10 protein-coding genes are annotated in these 14,722 nt (G+C 48.1%); all 10 read right to left on the reverse strand.

The genetic code is table 11. From position 1 onward, the window contains the following. Window positions 1-52 precede the first annotated feature (52 nt). Window positions 53-2,458 carry a glycoside hydrolase family 94 protein gene (locus tag AC6I8U_RS02275; RefSeq protein ID WP_498017635.1) on the reverse strand — a complete coding sequence of 802 codons (2,406 nt, stop codon included), beginning with the start codon at window positions 2,456-2,458 and terminating at the stop codon, window positions 53-55. Window positions 2,459-2,520: 62 nt separating this feature from the next. After that, entirely contained in the window at window positions 2,521-4,452 is a 1,932-nt protein-coding gene (locus AC6I8U_RS02280; protein ID WP_498017636.1) for a beta-N-acetylhexosaminidase, read from the reverse strand. 8 nt (window positions 4,453-4,460) lie between these two features. After that, a complete protein-coding gene (locus AC6I8U_RS02285) occupies window positions 4,461-5,339 on the reverse strand; it encodes a glucosamine kinase nucleotide-binding domain-containing protein (protein WP_498017637.1) in 879 nt (292 codons plus the stop codon). 9 nt (window positions 5,340-5,348) lie between these two features. Next, the gene (locus AC6I8U_RS02290; protein ID WP_498018303.1) at window positions 5,349-7,058 is read right to left on the reverse strand and encodes a glycoside hydrolase family 9 protein; all 1,710 of its coding nucleotides are present in this window, start codon (window positions 7,056-7,058) and stop codon (window positions 5,349-5,351) included. A 54-nt stretch (window positions 7,059-7,112) separates the two neighbouring features. Continuing rightward, a complete protein-coding gene (locus AC6I8U_RS02295; RefSeq protein ID WP_394150877.1) occupies window positions 7,113-8,105 on the reverse strand; it encodes an ABC transporter ATP-binding protein in 993 nt (330 codons plus the stop codon). A gap of 50 nt (window positions 8,106-8,155) precedes the next feature. Beyond that, complete coding sequence (locus tag AC6I8U_RS02300) at window positions 8,156-9,145, reverse strand: ABC transporter ATP-binding protein (RefSeq protein ID WP_498017638.1); 990 nt, start codon at window positions 9,143-9,145, stop codon at window positions 8,156-8,158. A gap of 2 nt (window positions 9,146-9,147) precedes the next feature. Continuing rightward, on the reverse strand, window positions 9,148-10,173 hold the full coding sequence (locus tag AC6I8U_RS02305) for an ABC transporter permease (RefSeq protein ID WP_252012542.1): 1,026 nt from the start codon (window positions 10,171-10,173) through the stop codon (window positions 9,148-9,150). Between the two features lie 2 nt (window positions 10,174-10,175). Then, window positions 10,176-11,162 (reverse strand): ABC transporter permease, encoded by a 987-nt coding sequence (locus AC6I8U_RS02310; protein WP_498017639.1) that lies wholly within the window; start codon window positions 11,160-11,162, stop codon window positions 10,176-10,178. A 153-nt stretch (window positions 11,163-11,315) separates the two neighbouring features. Then, window positions 11,316-12,998, reverse strand: coding sequence for an ABC transporter substrate-binding protein (locus tag AC6I8U_RS02315; protein WP_498017640.1), 1,683 nt, complete (start codon window positions 12,996-12,998; stop codon window positions 11,316-11,318). A 716-nt stretch (window positions 12,999-13,714) separates the two neighbouring features. Then, window positions 13,715-14,410 carry a VC0807 family protein gene (locus tag AC6I8U_RS02320; protein WP_498017641.1) on the reverse strand — a complete coding sequence of 232 codons (696 nt, stop codon included), beginning with the start codon at window positions 14,408-14,410 and terminating at the stop codon, window positions 13,715-13,717. Window positions 14,411-14,722: the final 312 nt, after the last annotated feature.

Consider the following 14,722-nt stretch of genomic DNA (forward strand, 5'->3'; position numbering starts at 1 on the left):
CGCAGTGTGGGCAATGATGAGCTCACTCAGGAGCTCATCATTGCCGAGCGAATTAGCCCAGTACCACATGAACTTGGTTCACGCTGCCTTCCGCTTGCTGTGGAATAGCCCCCTCGATCGCTTCGCCGTTTAGAGTGATAGATTTCACGCCTTTGCTAACATTGCTTGGGTTGTCGACTTTGATTTGATACGTTGCACCGCGCCATTGACGCGTCACCTCAAATCCTGGCCACTCTGTTGGAATACATGGGTCAACCACTAGGCCATCGAAGCTCAGTCTCACGCCGAGAATATAGTTGGTCGCAGCGAAGTAAGCCCAGCCAGAAGTACCCGTTAACCAAGGGTGGTTAGCGCGACCATGATCTTGGTGGTCACGGCCCATGATGAACTGCACGTATGAGTACGGCTCTGTGATACGCGTTTCGATCATATCGTTTTGGTTATATGGATTTAGTGCGTCGTAGTACTTCATGGCTTGATCGCCACGGCCTAGTTTCGCTTCGGCTACCCATGCCCATGGATTTGGATGTGAGAAGATCGCGCCGTTTTCTTTTACGCCCTGATAAACGCGTGTTACGAAGCCGATGTCGTCATTAGGTGTTGCGAACGATGGAGCGTTTAGATGTAAGCCGAAGTCTGAGTAGAGGTACTCATCGACCGCATCCATGGCTTTCTTACCGCGCTCTTCGCTTACTGCGCCAGAAACCACTGCCCAGGTGTTGGACTCAAGGTGAACCTTACCTTCAGTTTGTTTACTGGTACCGACCTTATCGCCGTTTTTGGTGATACCACGGATGTACCAACCACCGTCTTCATCCCAAAGGTGCGTTTCACAGGCATCTTGAACTTTTTGCGCCATTTGTTGGTAGTAGGCGACATCATCAAGCTCGCCACGGTTGCGTGCGAGGTCAACGAAGTCTTGCAGTGCCCAGTAGTGCAGGAACGCGACCATGGATGATTCACCACCACCGAGGTTTAGACAGTCATTCCAGTCTGCGCGTAGACCTTTGGCGATGCCCGTGGCACCAACGTGCTCGTCGGTAAAGTTAAGTGCTGCTTTCATGTGCTCGTAAACGGTTGCATTACCGCCGTCAGCGTATGGGATCACCTCATCAAAGAAGTCTGTCTCGCCGGTTTCCATCACGTAGCGGCAGATCGTTGGTACTAGCCATAGATGATCATCGGAACAGGTGTCGGCAATACCATGGATCTTGTCTTCATCACTTGGTGTCGGAACCACCGTTGGTGATTTTGATGGCTCAACATCGGCTTTGTCTGGATCAAACCAGTCTGGATCGAATAGATGTAAACCGTAACCAGCTTTCACTTGGCCACGCAGTAGATCAACGATTCGTTTGCGAGTCATAGCCGGTGCAGAATGAGGAACGGCCATAGCGTCCTGAGCGGTATCTCGATAGCCCAGTCCAGTACGTCCTCCAACCTCGATAAATGAAGCGAAGCGTGACCAAACGACACAGGTCTCGGCTTGATACAGAGTCCAAGTGTTCAGCATGGTATCTAGCCCCTCGTTAGGAGATTTCACCTGGAACTTGGCGCAGCGCTCATCCCAGTGAGCCTTGATGGCATCAAACGCTGCATCGACCTCTGTTAAGTCTTGGTATTTTTGACGAAGACGCTCACCGTTGCCTTTGCCAATACCCAAAACGTAGGCAAAGCGCACCTCTTCTCCCGGTGCGATGACAAATTGCTTGTGCAGTGAACCACAATGGTTGTAACAGGTTTGTGTGTGATTAGAGCATTGCCCTTTTTCAACCGCGATTGGGTTAGATTCATCGCGATATAGGCCTAAGAAGCTATCGCGCTGACCATCATAGCTGTCTGGGCTAAAAGTAGAAGCAAGGTAGTAGTAGCCTTCGAAATCGTTGGTGTTGTAGAAGAGATCATACTCAATGACACCATCTTGATAGCTTGTTCCCGCTGAGTATAGCGACATTTGATGGTTTTGATTGTCAGAGGCGATGTGGCTGAAGGAAAACTCCACAAACGAGAAGGCACTGATGGTGCGTGGCTTGTCCCCAGTATTGCGGATCACCACATCCCACACCTCAGCATCTTCGCCTTTTGGCACAAACAGAGTTTTTGTCGCCTCAATATCTGAGTATTGACACTTAAACTTTGAATAAGAAAGCCCGTGTCTTACTTCATAGTTTGCTTCATCAAGGCTTTTAGCGACCGGCTGCCATGAGATAGACCAGAAATCACCTGTCTCATCATCACGCAGATATACATAATGTCCTGGGCGATCGAACGTCGCATTTGGGCGGAATTTGGTTACACGGTTGTACTCAGGTGAGTTGTAAAAGGAGTAGCCGCCCGCATTATGGGAGATAACGGTACAGAACTTCTCTGTGCCTAGGTAGTTAGTCCAAGGAGCGGGGGCATCGGGACGAGTGATGACATATTCTCGGTTCTCGTTATCGAAGTAGCCGTATTGCATGATGATATCCTTATTGGGAAAATTTAAATTCGTTAAGTAATGTTGGCTTTGAATGTTGAACGTCAGCCATTCTCTTTTTGGCTCTCTGGCCATGGGTGTCTGTATCGCACATCTTGTCTATCTAACAATTGGAGGTGTGGCTTAAGCCGAGACAAGAAGGCGTGGAAGTCTTTTGAGTGATCTTGTGTCCATGCGGTTTCTGCAAGCGCAACCAAGCGCGGAAACATCATGTAGTCGAGCTGCGCCGGAGAGGTAACTCTCTCTGTCCAAAGTGCGGCCTGCATGCCCAAAATGCGTTTCTTGATTGGGTCTTGCTCATGAAGTTGAACGAGAGGTTCGTATTGATAGGCGTTTTCTAGGGTAATAATGTGCGAGCGGTACACGCCTAACTCGCAAACGCTGTAATCTTGCGCCATATCTAAGTAGGTACTTTGCCCTGGCTGAAGGATGACGTCGTAGCCCAGCTTGGCACTATTAATGGCGGCTTCCTCGCTCAGCCAAGAATAGACGACCGTGTCTTTGCTTACCTTGCTACCAAAGTGCGCCTCTTCCCATCCAAGCATGCGCTTGCCCATGGATTTGAGCTTATCTTCGACGTAGCGTAGCAGATGACCTTGCAGGTCTTTCGGATTGCGATAGCCTTGCTCAGCCATGAGTTCACGACAAGACGGGCTGTTGGTCCAAACCCCAAAAGGTACTTGGTCTGCGCCGATATGAACGTAAGGGGCTGGGAACAGCTGAGCAATCTCTTCAAGCACGGCATCAAGAAATTGGTAGGTGCCAGAGATCCCTGGTGATAACACGTTGTCGGTGTAGTTTTGTTCACTGCGGTAATGAGACTGATCCTCTGGGTCGACTAACAGATCCGGTAGCGCGGTAATCGCGGCGCGACTGTGGCCAGGAATGTCGATCTCTGGGATCACTTGGATGCTGCGATCCTTAGCGTACTGAACAATCTCGCGGATCTCTTGCTGTGAGTAGAATCCCCCATAGTCATCACAGATGCTGTGAAGCTGCGGTTTTAACGGGTGAGTCGGGCCACGCCAAGCACCAATGTCCGTTAGTTCTGGAAATGCTTTGATTTCAACGCGCCAGCCTTCGTCATCGGTAAGGTGCCAGTGGAAGGTATTGATTTTGTAATGCGCAAGAAGGTTGATAACGCGCTTTATCTCGGTCACAGGCTGAAAGCTGCGTGCACTGTCTAGCATTACACCACGGTAGCGAAAGCGAGGAGCGTCTTGGATGCGGACATGAGGCACGTAGATAGTGTGGCGATCATGGTCAAAGTCCATCAACTGAATCAGCGTTGCGCAGCCGTAGGTAAAGCCTGCATTGCTGTTGGACTCAATCTCAATCCCTGAACCATCAACAGTCAATTTGTAGGCTTCAGAATCTAAAACAGGAGAGCGCCGAAAACGAATGTCTTGCTGTCCAATCGATTTATGGCTTAGTCCAAATAGACGCTCCACCTCTTCACTTAGCCAGTTGGCGACACATTGCATGGATTGATCTTCGACGCAAATCTGACTGTAGCGCGTTAGCTCAAACACGCTTTCCCCAAACTCCATGTATTGAGGATGTGGGATAAGAGCGTGGCGTCCTGCGCCTACCTCTGGCAGCGATACTCGGCGGTCGTCAACTGCCCCAAGCACAATCGGTGAAACCGCAACAGGAAGCTGGGTTTGTGCATCGGTGTCGAGATAGGCGTCGTTAATGCCATCACTCAGTAAGTTGAATGCGGACGTCGCGGTGCAAAACTCGACATAGACGTGGTTATTGGCATACAACGGCGTCTCGTTAACGTTTAGGGTACAGAAGGTGCCGACTTGCGTGAGCTCGCCTTGTGATAAGCTGTCTGGAATCACAAAGCACTCAAACGCAAAGTTAAGCTTCCAATTGGCGTGACTTTTCTCGGATAGGTTATGCAAGGTTAACCCGAAGCGACAGCCTTTCGCTAGATGTTCAACAATGGCTAAGTCGACACGAAAATCCATACTCACCCCTACTCGTAAAGGTTGTGTTGCTTGTTACCCGTTATCATCAGCGCGCCATCCATCGCATCCCCTTTAGGGGCGACGATCCAGCGCTGAGCCGCAGGAGATAACCAGTCATAGATACGCTCAGCGATACTGCCCATCAGACATATTTTGTCCGCGCCTTTGTTGTTGAGCGCGCACAAAAACATCTCAATGTCGTTGGCGGTTTCCAGCAGAAGCGATTTTGCCAACCCATCGTTGAGGTAGGCATACTCAAAAATCGCCGGAGAGAACTGACCGTAATCACGTGGTAACGCTGTTTTTGACCACTCTACGATAGCGTCGATATCCTGATTGAAATGTTCCATAACGACATCGGCGAGGGAAGAGTGGGGCTTGATACCATCTTGGATAAGCAGGACTTGCTGGATCAACCTAAGTCCCATGACAGCGCCGCCTCCCTGGTCTGAAATCGGGAACTCTCGACCGCCTACCACATACTGATTTGTCCCTTTGATCAGAAGACCAACGGAGCCAGTCCCGGCAATCATGATGGCACCATCTTCACCCTGATGGGCGCCAAGGCAGGCACCGTAGCCATCGGTGTTAAGCGTTAGGCTTGCGAATGGGTGTGATGTCGCCATAAACGCTTGATAGCTGCTTTTGTGCTCGGCCCCCGCGAGCGCGCAGCCAACATCCATCTGGGCAAAATCGGCTGAGCCAAGACCTGCTGATTGGGCCGCAGACTCAATCGCTTCAATAATCGACGTCAAAGCAAGTTCGGCGCCCAACATAATGTTCGCGCTGCCGCTTTTCGCCTCACCAATGACTTGCTGCTGTTCATTGATGATTCTGGCGCGACACGATGTACCACCGCCATCAATTCCTACTCTGTACCTAGCCATATTTAACCCTTAATTCTTATAGTATTGCTGCCACAGTGCCAAAGCGAGAAGTAGCCAGCCTGCATGGGGAATCCACTGCTCACCCCAGCGCCAATTTTGTAGCATGTCGTCTTTATGAACTGGTGGGTTAAAGGCAATATCAGCCTCATCTTCAAAGCCTGCGGTGATACCGTTGCACACCCCTCCGAGAGCATTGAAGAAACCAAGCTTCGGTAGGTAGTCGGGGTTGTTGTGGCCATGACCATCGAGCATGCACATATCATAGGGATTAGCACCGAGCACCCAGCTAATACAGTCATCGGCATAGTGCGATAGCTGAGCTTTCAAAGCGGAGTCTTCTAGGTGCGGTTGAGCCAAAAAAGCCATTGAGGCAAGTGAAGCCAAGCGAGCATTTTCGCCTTGCCACCAGTAACCAGACTCGTTTTGATGAGGGATAAAGAACGCGTCATGTTTGACCCCATCGACGGCTTTTACGTACTGCCTTGGGTAGCCAAAAGGGTTGTAAACCTTGTGAGTGATACTGATTTCAAACTGGCAGGCTTTATTGAGCGTTTCTCGCGCTGCTTTGACTCGCTCTGCTTCGGTTTCTATTGCTAGATACTCTGTCAGTGCAATGTTAGGCAGCCCAGCTTCTGCAGCATGGAAGTAAGGTCGACTACCATCTTCATTTGCAGCCCAGTAAAAAGCATGTTGCTGGTCGCTTAGAGCTCTTTTGGCTAATGCATCAAACCAGCTTCTTGCTTCCGTTAGGTACTGTGGTTCCAAGGTGGCTTGATACAGAGCCACTGACGCCACTAGTGCGCAATATTCGTCAATGATGTTCGGTGTACGATCATCAAGGTATTGTTCGTTGTGCTCTTTGAGGTGCCAATACCCGGCTTTTGCCGCTTCTAAATAAGTGGCGGCGTTATCCTTTGAAAGTGAGCTCACCTGACTGCTTTTCGCCAGTGCTGCGATGGTCATGCCGCCACCTTGACGAAACCCAGCCTCATGGTTGGTTTTCTTATGACCGAGTTGAGTCTCGTAAGCGCAGATCTCTCGCTGCGTGGGATCTTTACTCCATTTGTCAAAAACGGTCATATAGAAATAGCCACTTTGATGCTGCATGCGCGAAAGGAACTCGGCACCGTAAAGCGCTTCTTCTAGAAGCCGGGTAGCAACAAAGTTTGGGCTCTCGATGCGCTCGCACACTATGTCGTGTGCCTTGAGCATATTCCAAACCACCATAGGGGTTTGTTGAGGATTCAAATAGTTGGCGTAGGACAGGTGGCTTAGGTACTTGCTGACATCACCAGACGCGTCATACCAACCACCATGGACATCCACCGAATCTTGGCTGCCTACAATCGAAGCTTGCTTGTCGGCGGCATCAAACTCCCCACCGCATCGTTGAGATTTGAAGTAGTGGACAATGTCCGAGAAGGAGCGGTTATAGAGCTGATTCTCGGCGATTTCAAAAGATTGAGATCGTACCGCCTGATAGCGTAGGTAATAGTGACCTTGCTCTGTCCATTGACTGAAATCGAGAGTGAAGAAAACACCTTGATGCCAATTATCCACTTTAGCGCCATCAATAGGGCTCAATTCGAGCACGATTTCGTCATTGTGAGCATCCACTAAAAAAGCACTAGCGAGTTCATGCTGTGACTGATGAGTCATTAACACGGCGCGCTTTTCACTGTTTATGTGGTAGCCAATGTGGTTAGTGAGTAATTGCATGTTTTCTTCCATAACTTATCCCTACAGCTAGGCTCCCGAGAAGGGAGCCGGGTATTAGTTCTCGTATAAGTAGCAACGTACGAAGTGGTTGTCTGATAGTTTGGTAACGCTAGGTAAGGCTTCACGGCACTTAGTGGTGGCGTGCTTGCAGCGTCCGGCAAATGGGCAGCCTACTGATGCTGGTGTCCACAATGGGATTTCACCTTTGTTTCCTTCCAGCTTCTCGTGGATGGACTTGGATGGATCGGGGACGGCAGATACCAGCAGTTGGGTATAGGGATGCTGAGGGTTAGCAATGACCTCGTCAGTGTCGCCCCATTCGACCATGTGACCGACATACATCACGGAGATGTCTTCTGCGATGTAGCGTGCCGTTGCAATGTCGTGGGTGATGTAAAGTAGCGACATCTGCTTCTCGAACTTCATCTCTTCCATCAGGTTGAGAACGCCTGCTCGAATCGATACATCCAGCATGGATGTCGGTTCGTCTGCGAGCACGACCTCTGCACCTACGGCAATGTTTCGAGCAAGGTTGACACGCTGTCTCTGACCTCCAGAAAGTTGATGCGGATATTTCGCCGCTGTCTCTTTTGGTGGGATCAATCCAACTTGTTCTAGTAGGTCGTAAACACGCTCTTCCAACTCTTTCTTGTTGCCCTTGCTGACCTTGTTATGGATAAGAAGCGGTCGGGCAATGTGGTGGAAAATAGTGTGCGTTGGGTTAAGTGAACCAAACGGGTCTTGCCACACCATTTGTACACCTTCGCGATACTGCATCAGGTCACGGCGCGAGGTGATCTCTTGAATGTCACGACCGCGGTATTTGATCTCACCTCCGCTTGGCGCATACATCTTGGCAATCATCTTAGCTGTGGTGGATTTGCCCGAGCCGGACTCACCTACGACTGATAATCCACGGCTCTTGTACATCTTGAATGAGACATCGTTAATCGCACGCATCATTGGCTGAGATAGCGCATTACTATTGATCGGAAAGTCTTTAACGACGTTGTTGCCTTCTATGAGTAGTTCACCATAGTTGCTCATAATTGTTCTCCAGAAATCCTTGTTAATACTTACTTCTTCGCTGGTGGTCGTTATGACAACTCTTGCGCGACGGCAATAGGTTCACCGTACAAGTGGCAGTTTGAAAAACGGCTGTGCTCGATTTGACGCAGCTTAGTGGGTATGCGAGTACAAGCTTCATGTACTCGGTCACAACGAGCTTGGAATCGGCAGCCTTGAGGCACCTCTAAAAGGTTTAAAGGATTTCCAGGAATACCAGTCAGCTTGGTCTTAGGGCCCGTTAACGGCGGGAACGAACTACCCAGCCCTTTGGTGTAAGGGTGGTAAGGCGATTCAAGGATCTGTTTCGACGGTGCAACCTCAATAAGCTCTCCTGAATACATGATCCCAATGCGATCAGAAAACTCGACCATAAGTGAGATATCATGGGTAATGAACAAAATAGAAAAGCCAAACTCTTCTTTTAGTGCATAGATCTTTTGTAAGATCTCGCGTTGCACAACCACATCCAGTGCTGTGGTTGGCTCGTCCATAATGATCATCTTAGGGTTCAGTGCTAGCGCGATAGCGATGACCAGTCTCTGACGCATACCGCCAGAGAATTGGTGTGGATAGTCATTCAAGCGGCTAGGGTGGATATCAACGATTTCCAAAAGACCTTGAGCGCGTTTTACTGCCTGCTCACGAGTCATGTTGGTGTGGCGCATAATGACGTCACAGAACTGCTCTTCCATGGTCAGTACAGGGTTTAGCGCGTTCATCGCACTTTGGAAGACCATCGACATTTCGCTCCAGCGGAATGTCTGCATGCGGTCGTCACTGTACTGAAGAATGTCTTCACCATTAAACAGTACTTGACCGCCGCTGATATAAGCAGGTGGCTTATGAAGACGCATAAGAGAGAAGGCGACTGTTGACTTGCCACAGCCAGACTCGCCAGCAAGACCGAAGACTTCGCCTTTGCCGATATCGAAGCTGACGTTGTTACAAGCGCGCACGTCGCCAGCATCGGTAATATAGTCAACGCAAAGGTTGCGGATTGAAATTAGTGGTTCTGACATGATTAACGATCTCCGCTCCATAGTGCATTTTGAGGCGCGACTTCAACTTCACGCTGCTTTTTGTCTTGTGCTGCGATTTTCTTCCAGCGTTTCATACCTTTATGTGAACGAAGCTGCGGGTTAGCAATTTCATCGACCGCGAAGTTCAACAAGGCTAAACCTGTCACTAGGAACGTCAGTGCTAAACATGGTGCAATCACTTCCCACCACGCGCCGATAAGCATGGCAGATGAGGTTTGAACGTTGTAAAGCATGATGCCCCAGCTGATCGTGTTTGGATCGCCCATACCTAGGAATGAAATCGTTGCTTCCATTAAGATGGCGTACATAACAGAGCCGATGAAGCTTGCTCCAACAATGGAGATAAGGTTTGGCAGTAGCTCAACGAAGATAATACGAAGGCGCGATTCGCCCAGAACTTCGGCTGCTTTTACGAACTCTTTCTCACGTAGTGATAGGGTTTGTGCTCGAATGACCCTGGCGCCCCACGCCCAGGACATACAGCCGATGACCAAGGCTATAGTTAGCGGACCTGCCTCGCCGATAAATGCGGCCACCACAAACAGTAATGGGAATGGAGGGATAACCAGCATGATGTTCATGGCTGAGGTCAGTACTTCGTCAACTCGACCACCAAAGTAGCCTGCAGAGATACCAATAACGGTGGCTAGGAAGCAAACGGTGATACCGGCGCCAAAACCAACCATTAGTGAAACACGTGCGCCGTAAACAACCTGTGACCAGATATCACGACCCATACGAGTTGTGCCCATTGGATGATCGGCTTTTTTCGACATCAGGAGCGTTCGGCGATCATCTGCAAGATTTTGTGCCACCCAGCCATCAGGGTTCGCTTGGGCAAGTTTTACCACTGCACTTGGGTATTCATGAGAGTTACCCGTGCGTTTGTCTGGTGCGTGTTTGGTGATAAGTGGGGCGGCCACTGCCATAAACACGAACAAACCTATGATTGAAAGTCCAAGTCTGGCAGTGGTATTACGCCACACGAGTTGTAAGAAACCTTTCATGGTTATTTGCCTCCCTTGCGTAGACGAGGATCAAGCACGACATAAAGCATGTCAGCCGCTAAGTTAAAGAAGAGCATAAACAGAGTCATAATAAGCAGCTGTCCTTGCAGAACTTGGTAGTCACGGGCGTGAATGGCGTTTAGCATCACTGAGCCAAGACCTGGGTAGTTAAAGATGATTTCGACAATCAGCTGGCCACCAATCGCAACACCAAGAGACATCGAAAGTGCGGTCACACTTGGTAGCAGTGCGTTACGAGCGGCGTAGTTGAACACCACGCGGTTTTCACTCAGGCCCTTACCTTTTGCCATCGTGATGTAGTCTTCATTGAGAAGGTTGATCATGTTGTTACGCATATTGACCAGGAAGCCACCGATCTGAATAACCGTCGCACAGAATAGAGGCAAGACCGCGTGGTAGAGCACGTCTTTGATGAATGCCCAGCTGGTCCAGTCTGGCATGGTGCCAGCGGTATAGGCGTAACCTGTAGGGAACCATTTCAGACCGATTGCGAAGATGAACATGGCCATCATAGCGATAACCACCTGAGGCATTGCTTGGATGATAAGCATGCCTGGAGTGACGAAGGTGTCGAACTTAGAACCTCGTTTCCACGCGGCGAAAATGCCTAGTACCGAGCCGATTGAGAACGAAAGAATAACCGCGCTGCCTGCCAGAAACAGTGACCAACCGAAAGCACTGCCTAGCAGCGTATTTACCGATAGCGGGAAGAATTGAATCGAGGTACCTAGCTCCCAGCTCAGAATGTTTTTCATGTAATGTAGGTACTGAACGAAGTAGTTGCCGTCCACAAAACCCAGTAGCTCTTTCATCGCAGCAATACGTTCTGGCGTTACCTGAACCGTTGCATTGGCGAACATCATGGTGACCGGATCGCCTGGCATTGCACGAGGAATAATAAAGTTGATGGTGGCTGCAACCAGAAGTGCCACCATATAAAAGGACAAACGTCTTAAAAAATAACCCATAACTCACACCTTAATTACCCAGCTTTTCCTTGCTGCTGGTAGCCTCATCTCAAAATTTGAAACGAGTAAGCCCCTGACGACGAGCGCCACACATCAACACTGATATTGAGGGGAAGAAAGCGGTACGGACGTACCGCTTTAGTTTGTGTTTACTTACTTAACTGGTTTTAGGTCCAGTACGTGAAGTAGACGCTCTGGGATACCAGCCCAGATGTTTGGACGACCTTTAGGATTTTGCTCGTTCCACCAACCCGCGAAGCGAGTCGTGTTGTATTGGAACATGTAAGCACCAGACATAACCGGGATAGTGACCTGGTCTTGAGCAATGATTTTCTGGATGCCGTGAGCGATTTCTAGCTGCTCAGCTTTATCTGCAGTTTTGTAGAAGCTGTTTAGCAAGTTATCTAGCTCAGCATTCTTGTAGAAGTGCATGGCAAAACGAGGCATACCGTCACCACTTTGCAGGGTCGAGTTGTAGCCAGAGTTCCAGTATGTGTACGGGTCTGCACCGTGGAAGTAGTTGGTGTAAGCAACGTCATAGTTTGCTTCAAGCATTGCTTGGTTGTACACAGAGAAGTCTGGTGTACGAGCTTTTGCTTTAATGCCGGCTTCTGCAAGTTGCTCAACCGCTAGCTGAACTGTGTTGTTGAAGTCGGTCCAACCGTTAGGAGATTGAATCAACAGCTCAAATGATTTGCCTGATGGAGTATCTACAAAACCATCACCATTGACATCTTTAAAGCCCGCTTTTTCAAGCAGTGCTTTGGCACCGTCGACGTCGTAAGAGTTGTAGCCCTTGTACTTGTTGTGTGTCGATTCATCTGACCAAGTAGCAAATGCGTAGCCTAGACCTGAAGCGAAGTCATTTACCGTACCGCCGCCATAAAATGCGATATCAATAATTGTTTGACGGTCAAGAGCCATAGAGAATGCGCGGCGGAAGTCAACGTTAGTCAACGCTTCGTTTTTAGCAGGATCTTTATGTTTAAAGTTCACAAGAAACGCTTGTGTACCTGCTGGTGGATACCAGTATTGATGATTTGGCGACGCTGCTGCATAAGTGCGGTCAATATCTGGGATGAACGATGATGTCCAGTCCATCTCTGAGTTTACAACTTTACCTAGGAACTGGTCATTGTTGGCGATCTGAGGAACACGCAGACAGTCTACTTCTAGATTGTCGTTATCCCAGTAGTTAGGGTTGCGACACTGAACGTAAAGCTGTGGAGTGAAGGTGTCAATTTCAGTGAAAGGTCCTGAGCCTACAGGATTCTCATTAGTGAACGTTGTTGGATCTTTCACATCTTTCCAAACGTGCTCAGGCACGATTGGCACCTTAACGATTTCATAAGGAACGTTTGAGTTAGCCTCAGTTGTGTAGAACTTAAGCTGGTAGTCGTTGAGTTTCTCTACCTTAGTTACCCAAGAGTTGATACCACTTTGGTCTAGGGCTGGGTTGTTCTTCACTAGGTTGAACGAGAACAATACGTCGTTAGCATCAAATGTTTCGCCGTCAGACCACTTCACACCTTTACGAATATCAAAGGTTACAGACATAAGATCGTCTGCCATTTTGAAGCCTTCAGCTAAACGGAACACAGGCTCATTGCCGTGCATTTCGTTAAATACAACAAGCGGCTCGTATAGGAAGTCGGTTGTTGTGTGTAAGTAGGTTGCACCCAAATATGGGTTGAAGTTGCGAACAAAGGTGTTGAACTCTTTCGGGTGGATAGTGAGTTCGCTGCGTTCTGCTGCTGTTGCTACAGAGCTGAAACCTGTTACTGCGGTCGCAATAATTGCTGTCGCCAGTGCTGTTTTTTTAATATGCGCAAGCATAGCTATTCCTTACTATTTGCTTTTGTTTCACAGAGAGACCAAGTGCTTCCCTCTCACATGTTGCTAAAGCCTACCTCTCTAAATAGGGTCCTAAAGAGTGGCCTGTAGGCCTTAGGCGTTACTAAGAAAACACCTTAAAGCACAATTTATCAATTACGCTTCCCGTCAAAAACGTCAAAACTGAGATTGAGTCCGTTAAAAACGTTAAATTCACGGCTAATTGTATGTTTTTTCATCGAGTTTCTAAGTTGGTTTTCTTCATTTAAAGGTGAACTTTTGGATCTGGTGTAAGTGCTTACTATCAATAAATGTACAAGTAAATTGGTGGCTTCTAAGTGGTGTTAACAAAAAGTGAGATAGGTCACTACTCAAAAGTGTACGTTAATTCTACCCGAAAAATAGCACAGTGAATTTGTTGTGATAACTATCGCAAAGTGGTCATTATTTTGCTTTTCTATAGGCGGAGACTGAGAAATATGTGGGCTAATGATGTTGCTCTTGGTGTTTGTTTTGAGCCGTTAATAAAGTTTGTTTGTTGAATAACTTGTTCAAGAATCAACTGAGAAAATGGCGAAAACAAGTATTAAGAGGTTGAATGAAGAAACCGATGACACGTCTAGAGACGCGAAGATTGGGATGTGTAAAGAGTGGTATAGGTACAAAAAAGCCCGATTAACGAGTGCGTAATCGGGCTATTTCATAAAATGCTTTCGGGACTATTTAGTATGGAATATCTGCTCTGTCTCTAAAGAGGTCATGCCGCGGATTTGACGCCAAATATAATAGAAAATACCCATCATCATCAACATGCTTGGGATGGCGATAATAGGGTAACTGTAGAGCGTGAGCTTCCCGAGCTCTTCATTAAATGCTGCAGTACCTGCTGGGCTGGTTACTATCCAGGTTGCAAGAAAGTAGTTCATAGCCGATGAAAACGCAAAGGTACTTGCGAACAGGTAGTTTGACGACATTAGGCAGCGGTCGAAGGCTCGTGTCTTACCGCGTTCTTGCAGGCGTTCGTTAATGAGACTCAAGTTTAATACCGTGTCGTTGAGAATCATCTTTTGCATAAATGGGTAGCGAGTAAATGTTGAACCTAGAACCGCTAAGCCAATCAGTCCTGGAATCAATGCTTCTTTTAGTGCTAACCAGCGGGTATCTAACTCAAGTAGACCTATACCGCCAGTTAGAAGTACGCTGATGAAGCCTAACGCGGCAATAAAATTAAACTTCTTATTACGAACCAGGTCCATCCCGCCGTACACCACAGGAAACAGCAGAGCAACAACCAATGCCATGGCGGTACCCAAATGCTCATCACCACTAAACTTCATCAAAATAAAGGAGGGGATAAATACGTTGAATAGGATTTCAAATAGGGGGTTCGACTTTTTCGCCGTAGTGGTACTCATAATGCTCTTCTAACTCTATCTATTGCTGCATGCTCTGCTAAAGAAGAAAGTGTTCAACTTCACGCTTGAGATGTAAAGGACTAACGTCTCACTTATGTAACTAGATATAAGATAGCGCTAGTTGTCGTGTGGGTAAATAATACTACTATATAGCAGTATGCCTACAGACATGTAGCTAGCGCAAATCTGTACGGTGGTTCAATCGATAGAGACACTTTTCTGGATAGGTTTGGATACAGCAGATGTGTGTGGCTTTGTGAGCTATCAGCAGGGATATGTTCTGGTAATTTTAATGTTTACTGTCCTATTTAA

It is taken from the genome of Vibrio sp. KUL80, assembly GCF_059725495.1.